Origin of the sequence: Streptomyces marispadix, assembly GCF_022524345.1 — a bacterium.
In the GTDB taxonomy this organism is placed as follows: Bacteria; Actinomycetota; Actinomycetes; order Streptomycetales; family Streptomycetaceae; genus Streptomyces; species Streptomyces marispadix.
Genome location: NZ_JAKWJU010000002.1, coordinates 3,882,501 through 3,900,975 on the forward strand (window position 1 = coordinate 3,882,501; position 18,475 = coordinate 3,900,975).

An 18,475-nucleotide genomic window follows, 5' to 3' on the forward strand; every position below is an offset into this window, starting at 1 on the left:
CTTAAGCGCCAGTAAACGGCGGTGGTAACTATAACCATCCTAAGGTAGCGAAATTCCTTGTCGGGTAAGTTCCGACCTGCACGAATGGCGTAACGACTTCTTGACTGTCTCAACCATAGGCCCGGTGAAATTGCAGTACGAGTAAAGATGCTCGTTTCGCGCAGCAGGACGGAAAGACCCCGGGACCTTTACTATAGCTTGATATTGGTGTTCGGTTCGGTTTGTGTAGGATAGGTGGGAGACTGTGAAGCATTCGCGCCAGCGGGTGTGGAGTCGTTGTTGAAATACCACTCTGATCGTGCTGGATGTCTAACCCGGGTCCGTGATCCGGATCGGGGACAGTGTCTGGTGGGTAGTTTAACTGGGGCGGTTGCCTCCTAAAGGGTAACGGAGGCGCCCAAAGGTTCCCTCAGCCTGGTTGGTCATCAGGTGGTGAGTGTAAGTGCACAAGGGAGCTTGACTGTGAGACTGACGGGTCGAGCAGGGACGAAAGTCGGGACTAGTGATCCGGCGGTGGCTTGTGGAAGCGCCGTCGCTCAACGGATAAAAGGTACCCCGGGGATAACAGGCTGATCTTCCCCAAGAGTCCATATCGACGGGATGGTTTGGCACCTCGATGTCGGCTCGTCGCATCCTGGGGCTGGAGTCGGTCCCAAGGGTTGGGCTGTTCGCCCATTAAAGCGGTACGCGAGCTGGGTTTAGAACGTCGTGAGACAGTTCGGTCCCTATCCGCTGCGCGCGTAGGAGTCTTGAGAAGGGCTGTCCCTAGTACGAGAGGACCGGGACGGACGGACCTCTGGTGTGCCAGTTGTCCTGCCAAGGGCATGGCTGGTTGGCTACGTTCGGGAGGGATAACCGCTGAAAGCATCTAAGCGGGAAGCCTGCTTCGAGATGAGGACTCCCACCCCCGTTGTGGGGTTAAGGCTCCCGGGAGATGACCGGGTTGATAGGCCAGATATGGAAGACCCGTGAGGGTTGGAGTTGACTGGTACTAATAAGCCGAGGGCTTGACCATAGCTGCTACGCGTCCACTGTCCGGTATCTGAAACAACAACCCCGGCAAACCGTGCTGGCTGGTTGGTTGATATGTGAAGAGTGCGCTGAACACACACGACACAAGGTTTCCCCCTTGTTGCGTTGAGCAATGTGGGGGTTGTGTTTCGGTGGTCATAGCGTGAGGGAAACGCCCGGTGACATTCCGAACCCGGAAGCTAAGCCTTACTGCGCCGATGGTACTGCATGCGGGAGCGTGTGGGAGAGTAGGACACCGCCGAACTCCACGTGAAACAGGCCCCGTTGGACTGGAAACAACCCAGACCAACGGGGCCTTTTTCGTGTTCTCGTAGAGTAGGGCGTATGGGCAGTTACGACGTGGTCGTCTTCGACAATGACGGTGTGCTGGTGGACAGCGAGCCCATCTCGAATCGTGTACTGGCCGCGTATCTCACCGAGTTGGGGCATCCGACCACGTATGAGGAGTCGATCCGCGACTACATGGGCGCGGCAGTGCATCGCGTACACGATCTGGTGCTGGAGAGGTCGGGGCGGCGGCTCCCGGAGGGTTTTGACGAGACGTTCCATGAGCGGGTGTTCGCCGCGTTCCGCAGCGAGTTGAGGGCCGTCGAGGGTGTGCGCGATGTGCTGGCGAGGCTGGACGCGGACGGGGTGCCGTACTGTGTCGCGTCCTCGGGGAGTCATGAGCGAATCCGGGTCGCGCTGCGTAAGACAGGGCTGTACGAACACTTCGGTGAGGAACGGATCTTCAGCGCGCAGGACGTCGGCAGGGGGAAGCCGGCACCGGATCTCTTTCTGCTGGCGGCGGAGAAGATGGGTGCTCGGCCGGGGCGGTGCGCCGTCGTGGAGGACAGTCCGTTGGGTGTGGAGGCCGCCGTCGCCGCCGGGATGGACGTGTATGCGTTTGCGGCCATGACGCCCCGTGAGCGGCTTGCCGGGGCCACCGCCTGTTTCTCGCGTATCGAGGAGCTGCACGCGCTGCTCTCGTAGTGCAGGAGCAGCCGCGGTGATCGGGCCTGGGGGCGGGCCGGTACGGTGGCGGGATGAGTGGCGGCGCACAGTTGATGTGGGACGAGGCAGTCACCGGATATGACTTCGGGCCGGGGCATCCGATGGATCCGGTTCGGCTGGCGTTGACGATGCGGCTGGTCGAGGCGCTGGGGCTGGACGGCCAGGACGGTCTGAAGGTGACCGCGGCGAAGGCCGCCGGGGACTCGACATTGCGGCTCGTGCACCGTCAGGACTACATCGAGGCCGTACGGCGGATCTCGGCGGACCCCGGGTCGGCGACCGGCGAATATGGGCTCGGTACGCCGGACGATCCCGCGTTCGCCGGGATGCATGAGGCGTCCGCGCTGATCGCGGGACAGTCGGTGGCCGCGGCGGACGCGGTGTGGCGCGGGGATGTGAAGCACGGGGTCAACTTCGCGGGCGGGCTGCACCATGCGATGCATGCGTCCGCGTCCGGTTTCTGCATCTACAACGACGCGGCCCTGGCCGTGGCCCGGCTGCTGGAGCAGGGGGCGGAGCGCGTCGCGTACGTCGACGTGGACGTGCACCACGGGGACGGCGTGCAGGACGCGTTCTGGAACGACCCGCGTGTGCTGACGATCTCGCTTCATGAGCATCCGCACATGCTGTTCCCCGGCACCGGCTGGGCCGAGGAGAACGGCGGCCCCGAGGCCGAGGGCAGCGCGGCGAACGTAGCCCTTCCCGCCGGCACCGGCGACGAGGGCTGGCTCCGCGCGCTTCATGCGATCGTGCCCGAACTCCTCGCCGAATTCCGGCCACAAGCGCTTGTCACACAGCACGGCGCCGACACGCACTTCGAGGACCCGCTGGCGCACCTGGCCGTGAGCGTGGACGCGCAGCGCGCGGCGGCGGAGGCCCTGCACGGCTGGGCGCACGAGTACGCCGACGGGCGCTGGGTGGCGCTCGGCGGCGGTGGATACGCCGTCTTCGACGTCGTACCGAGGACGTGGACGCATCTGGTCGGGATCGCCGCCGGTGCGCCCGTGCCGCCGGACACGGAAGTCCCGGACTCCTGGCGGGAGTTGGTGTACGCGCGCACGGGGAGTCCGGTGGCGCCGCAGCGGATGACCGACGGGCGTGAGCCGGTGTGCCGCATGTGGTCGGACGGATACGACCCGGCCGATCCGCTGGACAGGGCGGTGCAGGCCACCAGGAAGGCGGTCTTCCCCGCACACGGGTTGCTGCCGTAGCTGCGGGCGCCGCCGCTCGTCTCGTCGCACCCGTACCGGCTCCTGGGCCGTGAGGTCTCCGTGCCCAGGCCGGGTCGCCAACGTCAGTGCCCCGTAGCGAAGTTGATGGCACTTTTGGCCGAAACCTGCGGGGTGCGGGGTGGTCCGGCTACTGTCTCGTGACGCGGCACCGGCCCTTACGAGCCACCGCCGTCGTATCGGTGCGAGGGCCGGGGCGTGGCCTCGGTACCGGTCTCGGTACCGGTCCGGCGCCGGTGAGCGGCGGGTTCGAGTGCCGGCCAGGGGCGTCCGCCGGATGACTTCCGGGGCCTCGTCGCCGACGCGGCTTCCGGGTGTCTACGCAACATGGGCCTCAGCTCTATCGTCAGGGGGATGTCCTCTCCTCACATCACCGGAGGGGAGACCTGTCGACATAACGACCCGGTTCGCCGTACGTACGCCAAACCCCCGCCGCGTATGGGGAGTTGCACTGAAACACGGACCGGCGTGCGCTTCGGATTCCATGCGCCCGCAGTGCACACGGTGTCGCCCCCGTTGCTTCGAGCCGTGCGGGCAGACGTCACGGTGGGCCGCGTACCGCAGCCGGGTCCCGGGGGTCCCTGTGTCATCGGGAGGCACGAACGGGTCTGCACAGCAGGTCAGTTGGGTAGTGAGGCCATCGGGCCGGCGGATGCGGACGATCCGGTGCCGTTCGTGTGCGAGGCCGAGTGGAGGGTTTCGGCAGGCCGTCGGCGATGACGCTGTGCGCTCCTGCGGCTACCGTCCGCTGGCGAACTATGTACTCAATCGAGGGTGTCTGTCACAGTAGGAGACCGATCGCTACTCCTCTTCCCCACTTGCATCACCCGCCCCTAATCTGGGGAGGAGCGCGCATGCGAGCGGGAGTCGCCGGAAGGGGAAGCCGGTGACCGACATGTGCGGAAGGTTCAGGTGTGACATGGCTGCTGGCAAGGGACCTCTCAACGAGGTCAACTTTCTGACCGTGGCGGAAGTCGCCTCGGTGATGCGAGTGTCCAAGATGACCGTGTACCGGCTGGTGCACAGCGGGCATCTGCCGGCGATCCGGGTGGGCAGGTCCTTCCGGGTCCCAGAGCAAGCCGTCCATGAATACCTCCAGGAATCCTATGTGGGGGTGGAAACGGCCTGACGGCGCTGCGCGGCGACCCTCGGATTACGAGCCGGGCCCGGCGACGGGTAGGCTGAACCTCATGTAGGTCGTGTGGGCTCGGACGCCCCGCGCCGAGTGAAGACAGTTCTCTCCGCATCGGCGGAGATGATTTGTGAGCGAGGGTTGTCGTGGGCTCAGTAATCAAGAAGCGGCGTAAGCGGATGGCCAAGAAGAAGCACCGCAAGCTCCTCAAGCGCACGCGGGTTCAGCGTCGCAACAAGAAGTGAGCGAGCGCCGGGTTCGTCCTTGACCGCCGTTCTGCTGCCCGCACCAGGTGTGCGGTGCGGTGGGGCGGCGGTTTTCGTTACCTGCGTACGCGTTTCGGGGGCGAGCGTGCGGACAGGCGAGAACCGGAATCCGCAGAGACGGACCTGCGGAGCCCGTGGAAGCTCGCATTCTGCGGCACAGGCCGCAAATCGGCGCCTGGGGAGGGAACTTGGGCAGGGTCGTGCTCGTCACCGGGGTCGCCAGGCCGCTGGCCGGGCGCTTCGTGCGCCGTGTCCAGCGTGAGTCCGACGTGGACCGGGTGATCGGAGTCGACACCGCCGAGCCTGCGCATCGTCTCGGCGGCGCCGCCGAGTTCGTACCGGCCGACATCCGGCAGCCGGACATCACGGGTGTGCTGGCCCGGTACGGCGTGGACACCGTCGTACACATGGATGTGAACGCCTCGCCGCCCCCGGTGCCCGGAAGCGGCGGCCGTGGTTCCGTCAAGGAAGTCAACGTCATAGGCACGATGCAGCTTCTCGGCGCCTGCCAGAAGGCCCCGGGGGTGCGGCGGCTGGTCGTGAAGTCGACGACGAGCGTCTATGGAGGCACGTCGCGCGACCCGGCCGTCTTCGACGAGTCGACATCCGCGAAGTCGCTGCCCGGCGGCGGCTTCGCGAAGGACGCGGTGGAGGTCGAGGGCTATGTGCGGGGCTTCGCCCGGCGCCGTCCCGACGTCTCCGTCACGGTGCTCCGGTTCGCGCATGTGCTGGGGGCGTCGATGGACTCGCCGCTCGCGTCGTATTTCGCGCTGCCCGTACTGCCCACGGTGCTCGGCTACGATCCGCGGCTTCAGTTCGTGCACGAGGACGACGCCGTGGAGGTCCTGCGCCTGGCGGCGCACGAGCCGCGGCGCGGGACGCTCAGCGCGGGCACGTTCAACATCGCGGGCGACGGCACCCTGCTGCTCTCCCAGTGCGCGCGGAGGCTCGGCCGGCCGACGGTGCCGATGCCGCTGCCCGCGATCCGATGGGGCAGGTCGCTGCTTCAGTCGGTGGGGGTCGCGGACTTCTCGCCGGAGCAGGTGCGGCTGCTGACACACGGACGAGTGGTGCGTACGACTCAGATGCGTGAAGTCCTCGGATTCGAGCCGCGGTTCACGACCGGAGGGGCGCTGGCGGCCTTCGCTCGCGGCCGGGGGCCGGGGCTGCTGCCGCCGGAGAAGCTCGCTCATGCGGTGGACAGAGTGGCCGCGGTGGTGGGTCCGCCCGGAGAGGCTCCGGGGCGAGGACCGCGGGACGAGGAGGCCGGTCGGCATGGGTGATGCGAAGGTCATACCGTTCGGGTCTCCCGATGACGGGCATGAGCGGCGCGGGGCGTACGCGCGAAGCGAGAGCAACGAGCGCAATGACCGCAACGGGCAGCCGGGGCAGCGGGGTTACGGACCGCGACCGCGGGGGCAGCGGCGCCACGGAGAGGACGGCCCCGGAGAGCAGGGCCACGGAGAGGCCCCGAGGCCCGGAGAGCAGGGCTACGGAGAGCAGGTCCGCGAGGGCGTACCCGGAGACGCCGGCCCCGGTACCGGCTGGGAGCGCAGGGCCGCCAAGGCGCTGGCATTTCTGCGCAGGCGGGTCACGGGCGAGTACGAGGTCGACGACTTCGGCTACGACGCCGAGTTGACCGACGAGGTGCTGATGTCGCTGCTGCGCCCCCTGTACGAGAAGTACTTCCGGGTCGAGGTGCGCGGCGTCGAGAACATACCGGCGGACGGCTCGGCCCTCGTCGTCGCCAACCACTCCGGCACCCTGCCGCTCGACGGCCTGATGATGCAGGTGGCCGTGCACGACAACCATCCGGCGGGGCGCCATCTGCGGCTGCTCGCGGCCGATCTGGTGTTCATGCTGCCGGTGGTCAACGCACTCGCGCGCAAGGCCGGGCACACGCTTGCCTGTTCGGAGGACGCTTCGGCGCTGCTGGCCGCGGGCGAGGTCGTCGGTGTGATGCCCGAGGGGTTCAAGGGCCTGGGCAAGCCCTTCTCGGAGCGCTACAAGCTTCAGCGGTTCGGGCGCGGTGGTTTCGTGTCGACGGCGCTGCGGGCCGGGGCGCCGATCGTGCCGTGCTCGATAGTCGGCGCCGAGGAGATCTACCCGATGGTGGGGAACGCCAAGACGCTCGCGCGGCTGCTGGGTTTCCCCTACTTCCCGGTGACGCCCACGTTCCCCCTGCTGGGGCCGCTCGGTGCCGTACCGCTGCCGACGAAGTGGACGATCCAGTTCGGGGAGCCGATACCGACGGACGGTTATCCGGCCGGGTCGGCCGACGATCCGATGCTGATGTTCGACCTCACCGACCAGATCCGGGAGACCATCCAGCACACCCTCTACAAGCTGCTTGTGCGGCGGCGGTCGGTCTTCTTCTGACTCCCGGTGGTCCCGCGTCGGGCCTTGCCATACGGGCCCGGCGACTCACCCGCAGCCCGTAGGCGCATGCCCCCGTGCCCGTAGGCCCATACGCGCAGGCCGTCAGCGCAGGCTCTTACGACCGCCGACGCCCTCCCGGCGGCGGTGCCGGGAGGGCGTCGCGTAAGGCGCGGCCAGGACGGGCGCCAGGGGGGCGGGCTACTCGTAGTCCTCCGAGAGCCTCTTCAGCCCCGGCAGGGTGTCCGGGACGATGGGCGGAAGCGTGACCTCCGTCTTGCCTCCCGTATCGCCGCTCCGGTCCGAGCCTGGACGGGACCGATCGCCCTGCGGGCCTCCCGGCGTGCCCAACAGGCCCTCGCCGCCGATGAGTCCACCGGCACGCGCGTCCGTACCGGACGGCGAGGGCTCGTCGCTCGTGCCCGCCGAGCCGTCGCGGGGGTCGCTGGAATCGGACGGGGACGAGGGGCGGGGCGCCTCGCCCCGGTGCTCGTGACCGCTCGCGCCGCCGTGGCCCTGCCCTTGAGGGTGTGTGTCGTCGTGTTCGGAGATCAGGCCGGCGATCGGGGTGATGTCGCTGTCCATCTCGTCGAACACGGAGCTGACTTCGTCCCGTACGTCGTAGAGCTGCTCGGGAAGGTGCTCCCGCAGCTTCGTCCAGTTCTCGCGCTGCCCCGAGTTGAAGGTGGACAGCGTGCGCATCGGGGCGATGCTGCCGTCCCGCTCGTAGGCGGCGCTGAGCAGATGGTGGCCCTCGGTGGCGTCGTAGCGCACCCCGGCGAGTGCCCTGCGGACCTCGGCCAGCGACTCGTCGTCCAACTCGGCGCCGCCACGGGCCCGTTCCATGAGGCGGCGGGCCTCGCGCAGCCTCGTCGCCGCGCGGTCCAGATGCAGCCGGCCGCGGGCCCTGTCGTCGTCCGCGAAGTCGAGGCGCAGATCCTCCATGCCCCGCTTGACGCCGTACAGCGAGTCTCCGGGGAGCGCTTCGCTGCTCGCCGCTGCCACGCCCCCGAGCGCGGAGGCGGCCACGCCGACGCCCAGTCCTCCGGCCGCGAGCCCTTTGCCCAGGCGGGAGTTGGGACGGAGTCTGCTCAACGGGCCGAGGGCGGGAGCACGATGGGCTCCTCTCCTCGTACCTCTGCCGTCACGCTGGGCGGGAACCTGACGTGCGCGGACCTCCGGCGAGGCGAACTCCGCTTCCATGGCGGCCACGAGCTGTGCCCGCTGAACGATCTTGACATCCGGTGGCACCGCCGGCCTGGGGACGGAGCGCAGCCTCCTCGCCACGCCGAGCAGCAGCTCGGGATCGGAGTCACCGGCGCAGTCCCCGGCGTCGCAGGCGTCACCGGGCGGGTGCTCCGCGGCGTCGGCGTCAGCGGGTGCCGCCGGCGCGAGGGCGTCACCGGACGATTCGCTCGGCGCGGAACGTACGGGGGCGGGGGAAGGCAGGGAGACGTCTGGGCGCTGGTCTTCCGCCGTCCGGTCGGCCGCCCTGGCCTCGTCGAGCTCGTGCTCGTCCAGGGCTCGGGCGAAGGCGGCAGCCCGCTTGCTCGCGGCTACGGACCCGATCACGGGCGGCACCTCCTCTCGTCAGCACGGTCCACTCCCCGTCGCGTACGGAAGGTTGTGCGGCATATCGCCGACGTTCACTCGTAAGTGGGAGTGCAACCTTGCGCGTTAACGGGTGCGGGGAGACAACACCCCCACAACGAGCGGCAAGCCACTCGGGTTACGGACTCACGATGATGTGACCGCATGCATGCGAGACGTCACACTGCGGTGAAGTGATGGGCGCCGCGCGCCTCTTGGCCTCGGGGGCGCTTGGCCGTACGGACGTCTCGGTCGTACGGACGGCGTGATCGTACGGACTTCTCGGTCGCGTGACGTCTCGGTCGTACGGACGTCTCGGTCGTACGGGCCTCTTCGCCCTACGGGGTGTCGTTGCCGTACGGGTCTCTTCGTACGGACCGCTTCGCCGCACGGCCCCCGTCCTGCTGGTCAATTCGCCCCGCACGCCTGCCCGTTCAGCACGCCCCTCCCGGCGCCGACTCGCGGGTTCAGCGCGCGTCCTGGGGCAGCAGCCGGGCCAGGGTGCGCACAGCGCGGTACTGAAGGGTCTTGATCGCGCCCTCGTTCTTCCCCATGGCGCGTGCCGTCTCGGCGACGGACAGGCCATGGAGGAAGCGGAGCGTGACGCACTCCTGCTGCTGAGGGTTGAGCCTTCGTACGGCGTCGAGGAGTGCCGCGTTGGAGAGGGACTCCAGCACCGACTCCTCGGGGCTGCGCTCGACTTCGTTGGCGTCGAGCATCTCCCCGGTGGTCACCTCCAGCCGGAAACGGCTCGACTTGAAGTGGTCGGCGACCAGGTTGCGCGCGATGGTGACCAGCCATGCGCCGAAGTCGCGGCCCTGCCAGGTGAAGGTGCCGATGCGGCGCAGTGCCCGGAGGAACGTCTCGCTTGTGAGGTCCTCGGCGGTCGCCTTCCCGCCCACCCGGTAGTAGATGTAGCGGTACACCGTGTCGCTGTACTGGTCGTAGAGGCGGCCGAAGGCGTCGGCCTCGCCCGACTGGGCACGCTCCACGAGATCCATCATGCGGCGGCTGTCGGTGTCCGTGGCGACGGGACGTGCGCGCCGTGCGGTGGAGGTGCCCGAACTGCCCGACGCGGAGCTGCGGATGCGCCGCCCGATCCCGCCTGAGGACGTCGTGCTCCCGACCGCGGAAGCGGCAGCGGACGCCACGGAGGGCGACCCGGGCGCGAACGGCGAGGACGAAGAGGACGGCGAGGACGGGAGAGCCGCAGAGGGCGAGGGGGACGGCGTATACGGAGAAGAGGGGGACGTGGGGTTGGGGGACGTAGTGGGGACGGGGGCGTTGACAGGGACAGCAGGGGCAGGGACGGGCGCGGCGGGGACCGCGCGGCCCACGGCGCCGGTCGCGGCGCGGTGGGCGAGTGCGTAGCGGGCGCCGGCGGGGACGGGCACGGCTGAGGCGAGGGCGGGGGCGTACGCGTGGGGGACAACAGCGCGCAGCCGACCGAGTGCCGCAACGACCGTGCTGCGCAGCGTAGCCAGGCCCGAGGCGTCAACCCCGACGTGTGGGTACACGGGACTCCCAGAGGCAGAGCTTCCATCACGTGCAGTACGGGACCGTTCGACCCGGAAGGGACGTGTGGGTACCGATTGCGTCTGAGGAGAATAACGCTTCGTAAAGGCCGTGCTACGCGTAGTTGCTGAAATCGCCGGTTGCGTCTGATCTGTTACGGATTGCTGGCTGCTATTGCACCGACTGTGATCGGGGCAACGACCGTTTGCTGGTCACAACTTGTCGTTGGAGTTACGACTTGTGCCCAGGTGTCCGAAGCGTCACTGGCGGGAGCGAGATCGCCCGACAGGCCGGAAATCGACAGCGTTCAACTACCGCGCTGTGTGCGGTGCCACGGCGTGTCGGCGCGTATCCGCCGGGGATGGCAAGCCCTTCCGTCCTAGCGGCGGCGGCGCTGAATGGCCACCGCGGCGGCGGCTCCACCGGCCACGGCGCCCACTCCCGCCGCGGCCGGGATGCCCACCTTCGCCGCCTTCCGTCCGGTCCGGTAGTCCCGTAGCCGCCAGCCCATTTCGCGTGCGTGGCCGCGAAGCCTGCTGTCAGGATTGATCGCATACGGATATCCGACGAGCGAGAGCATCGGAATGTCGTTCGCGGAGTCGCTGTAGGCGGCGCAGCGTTCCAGCTCCAGGTCCTCCGCCGCGGCCAGCGCCCGTACGGCCTCCGCCTTGGCCGGGCCGTGCAGCGGCTCTCCCACCAACCGGCCCGTGTAGACGCCGTCGACGGACTCCGCGACGGTGCCGAGCGCGCCGGTCAGGCCGAGCCGTCTGGCGATGATCGTCGCCGTCTCCACGGGCGCGGCCGTCACCAGCCACACCTTCTGGCCCGCGTCGAGGTGGGCCTGTGCGAGTGCGCGGGTGCCGGGCCAGATCCGTCCGGCCATGTACTCGTCGTAGATCTCCTCGCCGATCGCGGTGAGTTCGGAGACCCGGTGCCCCTGGACGATGGACAGGGCGCTGGAGCGTACGTCCGCCATGTGACCGGCGTTCTCGTTGCCCGCGAGGCGGAACCAGGTCTGCTGCCAGGCGAACCGGGCCAGTTCGCGCTTGTCGAAGAAGTCCCGCTTGTACAGGCCGCGGCCGAAGTGGAAGAGCGCGGCGCCCTGCATGACGGTGTTGTCGAGGTCGAAGAAGGCCGCCGCGCGGGTGTCGCCCGCGACCGGGAACGCGGCCTCCTCGTCCGGGAGTTCCTCCACTTCCTGCGCGGCCGCGAACACGCCCTGCTGAAGCTCCTCCGCCTGCCGCAGCTGAAGTTCCCGCTTGCGCGCCGCGTCGGCCGACGCCTCGCCCGCGAGCACGCTGCGCGCGGTCGCGGAACGGCCGCGGCGCGCGATCCAGGACCACGCGTGACGGGGAGAGGTGCGGAACGACCGGGAGGACCGGGTGGACATGGCATCGAGGATAGCCACTGCGCACGGCATGCCTGTTACGTCCGGATGTCCAACTGTGGGCCGTACGGGACGGATTCGGGACGGGACCGATGCGTACGGCTGCTACGGGTACGGGCGGGCCCGGTGCGTCCGCCACGGGGCCCGCGACGCGTCCGCTACGGGTCCGCTGCCGGTCCCGGTGCCGGGTCCGCGGGAAGCGGCGCCGCTCATCCCGGATGTGAAGCGTCGCGGAGGTGACGTGTGGTGCCGGAGAAGCGTGACAATGGCCGGCATGAGGACTGTCACCCTGATCGGGAAGCCCGGATGCCATCTCTGTGACGTCGCCCGCGATGTGATCGTGCGGGTCTGCGCCGAGACGGGAGCCTCCTGGGAGGAGAAATGCATCGAGGACGACCAGGAGTTGTACCGCAAGTACTGGGAGCAGATCCCGGTCGTCCTGGTCGACGGTGCGCAGCACGACTTCTGGCGGGTGGACCCCCAGCGGCTGCGCAGAGCACTGGAGAGCTAGGGCGCTGAGGAGCCAGGCCTCCTGCCGGGCACGCCCGCCGTCGGTCGCGTACGACGCCGTGTGCGGGGCCGCGTACGGGCCGGGAACGGGCTGCGTACGGGGTGTGCGGGCGCCGTTCGCCGTGTCCCGTACGGCAGTTGGGGCGAGGGGGGAAGAGCCGCCGCCGTCGGGCGGTATGTGAGGAGTGACGTGTGTCGCGTCTGTCGCATGTGGCACCGGTCACGTTGACCGGGCAAATCGGACTCCATCTTTGTGCACGCGTTCACAAAGGCATAGCCTTGTCGCGATGGAGCGTTCGGGACGCGCGGTTCGCGCGGGAGCGCTCACCGCTTCGCGCAACCGGCAGGAGCACCGTGGCAACTGGCCGAAACCACCGACCGGCGACGACCCGGAGCCGAGGGATCCCCGAGGCCACCGTCGCCCGGCTACCGCTGTATCTGCGGGCCCTGACCGCGCTCTCCGAGCGCTCGGTGCCCACGGTCTCCTCGGAGGAACTGGCCGCGGCGGCGGGGGTGAACTCGGCCAAGCTGCGCAAGGACTTCTCCTACCTCGGCTCCTACGGCACCCGCGGCGTCGGCTACGACGTCGAATACCTCGTCTACCAGATCTCGCGTGAGCTGGGCCTCACACAGGACTGGCCAGTCGTGATCGTCGGTATCGGAAACCTCGGTGCCGCCCTCGCCAACTACGGGGGCTTCGCCTCACGCGGGTTCCGGGTGGCCGCCCTCATCGACGCCGACCCCTCGCTCACCGGAAGGCTCGTGGCGGGCATCGAGGTCCAGCACACGGACGGGCTGGAGCAGATCATCGACGAGAGCGGCGTCTCCATCGGCGTCATCGCCACCCCCGCGGGCTCCGCGCAGCAGGTGTGCGACAGGCTCGTCGCCGCCGGAATCACCTCCATCCTCAACTTCGCGCCGACCGTGCTGTCCGTGCCCGACGGCGTGGACGTGAGGAAGGTCGACCTCTCCATCGAGTTGCAGATCCTCGCCTTCCACGAGCAGCGCAAGGCCGGCGAGGAGGCCCCCGAGGAGGAGGAGACCGCGCCTCCCGCGGCGCCTCCCGCGGCCGCGGTCAGCAAGCGTCCCGAGCCGGGATCTGACGGGGACCGCCCCGCCGTGATGCCCGCATGAGCCTGCTGGTCGTCGGTCTGAGCCACCGCAGCGCGCCCGTGAGCGTGCTGGAGCGTGCGGTGCTCGCACCCCGCGTACGCGAGAAGCTGCTTCAGGACGCCGTGAGCGCCGAGCCCGCGGCGGAGGCCGCCGTGCTCTCCACCTGCAACCGCATCGAGCTGTACGCCGACGTCGACAAGTTCCACGCCGGTGTCGGCGAGTTGTCGACGCTGCTCGCCAGGCACAGCGGCGTCGGCCTCGACGAACTCACGCCGCATCTGTACGTCCACTACGAGGACCGGGCGGTGCACCACCTGTTCTCGGTGGCCTGCGGCCTGGACTCGATGGTCGTCGGCGAGGGCCAGATCCTCGGACAGATCAAGGACGCGCTCGCCGCCGCCCAGGACCAGCACACCGCCGGGCGGCTGCTGAACGACCTCTTCCAGCAGGCGCTGCGCACCGGCAAGCGCGCGCACAGCGAGACCGGCATCGACAAGGCCGGGCAGTCGCTGGTGACGTTCGGGCTTCAGCAGCTCGCCCGGCCCGAGCCGGTCGAAGAGTGGGTGCGCGGCAAGCGTGCGCTGGTCATCGGCGCGGGTTCGATGTCGTCGCTGGCCGCTACGACTCTCGCGCGGGCCGGTGTGGCCGAACTGGTGATCGCCAACAGGACCCTGGACCGCGCCGAGCGGCTGGCCTCCGGGCTGGCCCCCGGGCTCGCCGCGGGCGCCGCACCCGCCGCGGCGCTGACCGCCGGGCACGGCCCCCGTGCGCACGCCCTCCCGATCGACGGGCTCGCCGCCGAGCTGCCCCGCGCCGACATCGTCGTCTCCTGCACCGGCGCGACGGGTCTCGTACTCACCGAGGAGGCCGTGCGGGAGGCGCTGAAGGACCGGTCGGCCTCGGGAGGCGGCGAGACGGCGCTGCTCGACCTGGCCATGCCCCGCGACATCGACGCGGCCGTCCACGGCACCGAGGGCGCACGCCTCGTCGACATCGAACTGCTCGCGGAGGTCTCCGCGGACGCGCCGCTGGCTGCGGACGTCGACGCCGTGCGGACCATCGTGCGCGAGGAGGTCGCCGCGTTCGGCGCCGCGCAGCGGGCCGCGACGATCACACCGACCGTCGTCGCCCTGCGCACCATGGCCGCCGACGTCGTCGCGTCCGAGATGGCACGCCTGGAAGGCCGCCTCCAGGACCTCGACGACAAGCAACGCGCGGAGATCACCCAGACCGTGCGACGCGTCGTGGACAAGCTGCTCCACGCGCCGACCGTACGGGCCAAGCAGCTCGCAGGTGAGCCCGGCGGCGCCGGATACGCCGACGCCCTGCGCGAGTTGTTCGACCTCGACCCGCAGACGGTCGCCGCCGTCAGCAGCCCCGTGTCGCCCGGCGTACCGGAGCCCACTCAGTCCCCGGAACGCCGCGGCGACGGCCCCCAGGGCGAGCAGAACGAGAAAGCAGGCGCCCCCGAGCCGCAAGCCCACGAGCGGTACGCGGCCGGGCGCGACGAGGTGAGCACATGAGCAACATCCCAGCGAACGCCCTCCGGTTGGGCACCCGGCGCAGCAAGCTCGCCATGGCCCAGTCGGGCCTCGTGGCGGAGCAGGCGCGCCGGGTCACCGGCCGGCCCGTGGAGCTGGTCGAGATCACGACGTACGGCGACACCAGCAGGGAACACCTCGCGCAGATCGGCGGCACCGGCGTCTTCGTCACGGCGCTGCGCGACGCGCTGCTCGGCGGCCGTATCGACTTCGCGGTGCACTCGCTGAAGGACCTCCCCACCGCGCAGCCCCCGGAGCTGACACTGGCCGCGGTGCCCCGCCGGGCCGACCCGCGGGACGTGCTGATCGCCCGCGACGGGCTCCGCTTCGAGGAGCTCGCCGCGAGCGTGCGCACCACCGGCAGGCCCGCCCGTATCGGCACGGGCTCGCCCCGGCGCATGTCGCAGCTCGCCGCCTGGGCCCGCAGCCTCTCCGTGAAGGTCGACACGGTGCCGATCCGCGGGAATATCGACACGCGCATCGGGTATGTGCGCTCAGGCGAACTCGACGCCGTGGTGCTCGCAGCAGCCGGGATGGAACGCACCGGACGCCTCGACGAGGTCACCGAACTGCTCAGCCCCGACGCCCTGCTGCCGGCCCCCGGCCAGGGGGCACTCGCCGTCGAGTGCGCATCGGCCGACGTACATCTGGCCACCCAGCTCGCCGAGCTCGACGACCCGCACACGCGGGCCGCCGTGACCGCCGAGCGAACCCTGCTCGCCGCCTTGGAAGCCGGTTGCAGCGCCCCCGTGGGCGCGCTCGCCGACCTGCTTGGCGACGGGCAGGCTGTCACCGAAATGCGCCTGCGCGGCGTCGTCGGAACCATCGACGGCGAGACGCTGGTGCAGCTGTCCACCACCGGTCCCGTACCGGCGTCCGCGGAGGGCGCAGCGACCCCGGAGAAGATGGGGCGCGAGCTCGCCGACGAGATGCTCGCCAAAGGCGCGGCCGGTCTGATGGGGGAGCGAGCACTTTGAGCCCCACCACTGCCCACAACTCGACAACTCAGCACCTCTACGGCGCACATGGACACGTCACCTTCCTCGGCGCCGGTCCCGGCGACCCGGGTCTGCTGACGCTGCGCGCCGTCGAGGCGCTGGCACAGGCAGACGTGCTTGTCGCCGACCCGCAGGTGTACGACGTCGTCCGCAGCCATGCGCGGGCAGGGGTGGACACTCCGCTCCGGTTGGAAGACGGGGCGAAGCAGGACCCGAAAGCCGACGGGACGCCGGCGGGCACCGCGAACGGTGCAGCAGATCTTGCCATGGCCGCCGCACGGTCCGGCAAGCGGGTCGTGAGGGCGGTCACGGGCGATCCCGGCCTGGACGCCGACGCGGCACGCGAGATGCTGGCGTGCGCCGGAGAGGGCATCCCGTTCGAGGTGGTGCCCGGCATCGCGACGGCGGTGGGCGTGCCCGCGTACGCGGGCATCCCGCTGCGCGACGGCCACGGCACCGACGTCCGCTTCATCGACGCCGCCACGGCCGACGACAGATGCTGGACGGAGGTCGGCGCGAGCGACGCGACCGTCGTCGTCTCCACGACGCTGGACTCCGTCGTCTCCGTCGCCGGTGAACTCGTCGCGGGGGGCCGCAAGCCCGAGACGCCGCTCACCGTCACCGTCGCCGGCACCACCACCCGGCAGCGCACCTGGAGCGCCACGCTCGGCACCATGGGCCAGGTCCTGAAGTCCGCGAAGGTGCTGCCGTCCTCGGACGGCGGGCAGCCCGTGATAGCCGTGGTCGGGGAGCGCGGTGCGGCGGCGGAGCGTCAGCGCCTGGCGTGGTTCGAGTCCAAGCCGCTGTTCGGCTGGCAGGTGCTGGTGCCGCGTACGAAGGAGCAGGCGGAGTCGCTCTCCGACCAGTTGCGCAGCTACGGCGCGGTGCCCGCGGAGGTCCCGACCATCGCCGTCGAACCGCCGCGTACGCCGCAGCAGATGGAGCGAGCGGTCAAGGGCCTTGTCACGGGCCGGTACGAGTGGATCGCCTTCACGTCGGTCAACGCGGTCAAGGCGGTGCGGGAGAAGTTCGAGGAGTACGGGCTGGACGCTCGCGCCTTCGCGGGGATCAAGGTCGCCGCGGTCGGCGAGCAGACGGCGAAGGCCCTCGTGGAGTTCGGTGTGAAGCCGGATCTGGTGCCCAGCGGCGAGCAGTCCGCGGCGGGCCTGCTGGAGGACTGGCCGCCCTACGACCCGGTGTTCGACCCCATCGACCGCGTCTTCCTGCCGCGTGCCGACATCGCCACCGAGACCCTGGTGGCCGGGCTGATCGAGCTGGGCTGGGAGGTCGACGACGTCACCGCGTACCGGACGGTGCGGGCCTCGCCGCCCCCGGCCGAGACGCGGGAGGCCATCAAGGGCGGCGGCTTCGACGCGGTGCTGTTCACCTCGTCGTCCACGGTGCGCAATCTCGTCGGCATCGCGGGCAAGCCGCACAACGTGACCGTCATCGCCTGCATCGGGCTTACCACCGCGAAGACCGCGGAGGAGCACGGGCTGCGTGTGGACGTGATGTCGCCGGAGCCTTCGGTGCACAAACTGGCCGAGGCGCTCGCGGACTTCGGAGCGGAGCGCCGGGCGGAGGCCCTGGCGGCAGGCGATGTGGTGAAGCGGCCGAGCGAGAAGCGCCCGGCCAGGAGGAGGGCACGTTCGTCGTGACTACGCAGTTCCCCGGAGGTCCCGCTTACGCGACGGGCGTGGGCGGCTTTCCCGCCGCGCGGCCGCGCCGCCTCCGTACGACGCCGGCGATGCGCCGCATGGTCGCCGAACACCGGCTGCACCCGGCGCAGTTGATCCTTCCCGTCTTCGTCCGTGACGGCATCGGCGAGCCGGTGCCCGTCTCGTCCATGCCGGGCGTCGTGCAGCACACCAGGGAGACGCTGAAGAAGGCGGCGCACGAGGCGGTACGCGCGGGCGTCGGCGGATTCATGATCTACGGCGTCCCGAAGGAGGAGGACAAGGACGCGGTCGGCAGCGCGGGCACCGACCCCGACGGCATCCTCCAGGTCGCGCTGCGGGACGTGAGGGCCGAGGTCGGCGACGACATCGTGATCATGTCGGATCTGTGCCTGGACGAGACGACGGACCACGGCCACTGCGGAGTGCTGGACGCCGAGGGCCGCGTCGACAACGACGCGACGCTGGAGCGCTACGCCGAGATGGCGTGCGTACAGGCCGAGGCGGGCGCCCATGTGCTGGGCCCCAGCGGCATGATGGACGGCCAGATCGGCTTCGTGCGCCGCGCGCTCGACGAGGCGGGCCACCGGGACGTGTCCTTGTTCGCCTACACCGCGAAGTACGCCTCCGCCTTCTACGGTCCGTTCCGCGAGGCCGTGGGCTCCTCGCTCAAGGGCGACCGCAAGACCTATCAGCAGGACCCGGCCAACGCCCGCGAGGCGCTGCGCGAGCTGTCCCTGGACGCCGCCGAGGGCGCCGACATGGTGATGGTCAAGCCGGGCCTGCCGTATCTGGACGTGCTGCGCGACTTCGCCGAGCGTGCCGAAGTCCCCGTCGGCGTCTATCAGATCTCCGGTGAGTACGCGATGGTCGAGGCCGCCGCGCAGAACGGCTGGATCGACCGCGACCGCGCGATCATGGAGACCCTTACGAGCTTCAAGCGCGCGGGCGCGAACCTGATCCTCACCTACTGGGCGACGGAGGCCGCGGGGCGGCTGTAGGGCGGCGCCTGCTCTTCATGGCTTCTACCGCTCGCAACCACGGCATCAGCCCCATGCGGCAGGCCGCTGAGGCGGCCGAGGAGGCCACCGGGCTGCGCGCAGAGATCATCTGGGGA

Annotated in this window: 16 protein-coding genes, 2 rRNA genes and 1 pseudogene (1 of these 19 running past the window's edge); 16 read left to right on the top strand and 3 right to left on the bottom strand. The window is 69.8% G+C overall.

Features of this window, described 5'->3' with window-relative positions; genetic code table 11:
• The 10 genes and pseudogenes from MMA15_RS16195 to MMA15_RS16235 form a co-directional block, all read left to right on the top strand.
• A 23S ribosomal RNA gene (locus MMA15_RS16195) occupies positions 1-1,015 on the top strand; it begins 2,117 nt to the left of the window's first position.
• Between the two features lie 144 nt (positions 1,016-1,159).
• Positions 1,160-1,276, top strand: a 5S ribosomal RNA gene (rrf, locus tag MMA15_RS16200).
• 80 nt (positions 1,277-1,356) lie between these two features.
• Positions 1,357-2,004 carry an HAD family hydrolase gene (locus tag MMA15_RS16205; RefSeq protein WP_241060544.1) on the top strand — a complete coding sequence of 216 codons (648 nt, stop codon included), beginning with the start codon at positions 1,357-1,359 and terminating at the stop codon, positions 2,002-2,004.
• 53 nt (positions 2,005-2,057) lie between these two features.
• A complete protein-coding gene (locus MMA15_RS16210) occupies positions 2,058-3,236 on the top strand; it encodes an acetoin utilization protein AcuC (RefSeq protein WP_241060546.1) in 1,179 nt (392 codons plus the stop codon).
• 271 nt (positions 3,237-3,507) lie between these two features.
• A pseudogene (locus MMA15_RS28695) lies at positions 3,508-3,714 on the top strand (phosphatase); the annotation flags it as partial.
• Positions 3,693-3,974 carry a phosphatase gene (locus MMA15_RS16215; protein WP_241063228.1) on the top strand — a complete coding sequence of 94 codons (282 nt, stop codon included), beginning with the start codon at positions 3,693-3,695 and terminating at the stop codon, positions 3,972-3,974. The pseudogene MMA15_RS28695 and the gene MMA15_RS16215, both read left to right, overlap by 22 nt.
• 199 nt (positions 3,975-4,173) lie before the next feature.
• A complete protein-coding gene (locus MMA15_RS16220) occupies positions 4,174-4,383 on the top strand; it encodes a helix-turn-helix domain-containing protein (protein ID WP_158677109.1) in 210 nt (69 codons plus the stop codon).
• A 149-nt stretch (positions 4,384-4,532) separates the two neighbouring features.
• The gene (locus MMA15_RS16225; RefSeq protein ID WP_003948845.1) at positions 4,533-4,631 is read left to right on the top strand and encodes a 30S ribosomal protein bS22; all 99 of its coding nucleotides are present in this window, start codon (positions 4,533-4,535) and stop codon (positions 4,629-4,631) included.
• Between the two features lie 209 nt (positions 4,632-4,840).
• A complete protein-coding gene (locus tag MMA15_RS16230) occupies positions 4,841-5,935 on the top strand; it encodes an NAD-dependent epimerase/dehydratase family protein (RefSeq protein ID WP_241060548.1) in 1,095 nt (364 codons plus the stop codon).
• Positions 5,928-7,031 carry a lysophospholipid acyltransferase family protein gene (locus MMA15_RS16235; protein WP_241060550.1) on the top strand — a complete coding sequence of 368 codons (1,104 nt, stop codon included), beginning with the start codon at positions 5,928-5,930 and terminating at the stop codon, positions 7,029-7,031. The genes MMA15_RS16230 and MMA15_RS16235 overlap by 8 nt, the downstream gene beginning before the upstream one ends.
• Positions 7,032-7,229: 198 nt before the next feature.
• Here MMA15_RS16235 and MMA15_RS16240 read toward each other — a convergent pair whose 3' ends face one another.
• The 3 genes from MMA15_RS16240 to MMA15_RS16250 form a co-directional block, all read right to left on the bottom strand.
• A complete protein-coding gene (locus MMA15_RS16240; RefSeq protein ID WP_241060551.1) occupies positions 7,230-8,600 on the bottom strand; it encodes a DUF5667 domain-containing protein in 1,371 nt (456 codons plus the stop codon).
• A gap of 485 nt (positions 8,601-9,085) precedes the next feature.
• Positions 9,086-10,135 carry an ECF subfamily RNA polymerase sigma factor, BldN family gene (locus tag MMA15_RS16245; protein WP_241060553.1) on the bottom strand — a complete coding sequence of 350 codons (1,050 nt, stop codon included), beginning with the start codon at positions 10,133-10,135 and terminating at the stop codon, positions 9,086-9,088.
• Positions 10,136-10,512: 377 nt separating this feature from the next.
• Entirely contained in the window at positions 10,513-11,523 is a 1,011-nt protein-coding gene (locus MMA15_RS16250) for an HAD family hydrolase (protein WP_241060556.1), read from the bottom strand.
• Positions 11,524-11,794: 271 nt separating this feature from the next.
• Here MMA15_RS16250 and MMA15_RS16255 point away from each other — a divergent pair, with 271 nt between their 5' ends.
• From MMA15_RS16255 to hemB, 6 genes are all read left to right on the top strand, one after another.
• Positions 11,795-12,031, top strand: a complete 237-nt coding sequence (locus MMA15_RS16255) for a glutaredoxin family protein (protein WP_241060558.1) — start codon at positions 11,795-11,797, stop codon at positions 12,029-12,031.
• A gap of 353 nt (positions 12,032-12,384) precedes the next feature.
• A complete protein-coding gene (locus MMA15_RS16260) occupies positions 12,385-13,164 on the top strand; it encodes a redox-sensing transcriptional repressor Rex (protein WP_241060560.1) in 780 nt (259 codons plus the stop codon).
• Positions 13,161-14,666, top strand: a complete 1,506-nt coding sequence (locus MMA15_RS16265) for a glutamyl-tRNA reductase (protein ID WP_241060562.1) — start codon at positions 13,161-13,163, stop codon at positions 14,664-14,666. The genes MMA15_RS16260 and MMA15_RS16265 overlap by 4 nt, the downstream gene beginning before the upstream one ends.
• Positions 14,663-15,661: a hydroxymethylbilane synthase gene (gene hemC, locus MMA15_RS16270; protein ID WP_241060564.1), complete on the top strand. Its 999-nt coding sequence runs from the start codon at positions 14,663-14,665 to the stop codon at positions 15,659-15,661. Before MMA15_RS16265 ends, hemC begins: the two co-directional genes overlap by 4 nt.
• On the top strand, positions 15,658-17,340 hold the full coding sequence (locus tag MMA15_RS16275; RefSeq protein ID WP_241060566.1) for a bifunctional uroporphyrinogen-III C-methyltransferase/uroporphyrinogen-III synthase: 1,683 nt from the start codon (positions 15,658-15,660) through the stop codon (positions 17,338-17,340). Before hemC ends, MMA15_RS16275 begins: the two co-directional genes overlap by 4 nt.
• Positions 17,337-18,359, top strand: coding sequence for a porphobilinogen synthase (hemB, locus tag MMA15_RS16280; RefSeq protein ID WP_372498251.1), 1,023 nt, complete (start codon positions 17,337-17,339; stop codon positions 18,357-18,359). The genes MMA15_RS16275 and hemB overlap by 4 nt, the downstream gene beginning before the upstream one ends.
• The last annotated feature ends 116 nt before the right edge of the window (positions 18,360-18,475 follow it).

Bases quoted from the DNA above. Each gene is read 5' to 3' on its own strand.
- MMA15_RS16210 (WP_241060546.1), top strand. From the start codon at position 2,058: ATGAGTGGCGGCGCACAGTTGATGTGGGACGAGGCAGTCACCGGATAT.
- MMA15_RS16205 (WP_241060544.1), top strand. From the start codon at position 1,357: ATGGGCAGTTACGACGTGGTCGTCTTCGACAATGACGGTGTGCTGGTG.
- MMA15_RS16215 (WP_241063228.1), top strand. From the start codon at position 3,693: ATGGGGAGTTGCACTGAAACACGGACCGGCGTGCGCTTCGGATTCCAT.
- MMA15_RS16250 (WP_241060556.1), bottom strand. From the start codon at position 11,523: ATGTCCACCCGGTCCTCCCGGTCGTTCCGCACCTCTCCCCGTCACGCG.
- MMA15_RS16265 (WP_241060562.1), top strand. From the start codon at position 13,161: ATGAGCCTGCTGGTCGTCGGTCTGAGCCACCGCAGCGCGCCCGTGAGC.
- MMA15_RS16220 (WP_158677109.1), top strand. From the start codon at position 4,174: ATGGCTGCTGGCAAGGGACCTCTCAACGAGGTCAACTTTCTGACCGTG.
- MMA15_RS16235 (WP_241060550.1), top strand. From the start codon at position 5,928: ATGGGTGATGCGAAGGTCATACCGTTCGGGTCTCCCGATGACGGGCAT.
- MMA15_RS16255 (WP_241060558.1), top strand. From the start codon at position 11,795: ATGAGGACTGTCACCCTGATCGGGAAGCCCGGATGCCATCTCTGTGAC.
- hemC (WP_241060564.1), top strand. From the start codon at position 14,663: ATGAGCAACATCCCAGCGAACGCCCTCCGGTTGGGCACCCGGCGCAGC.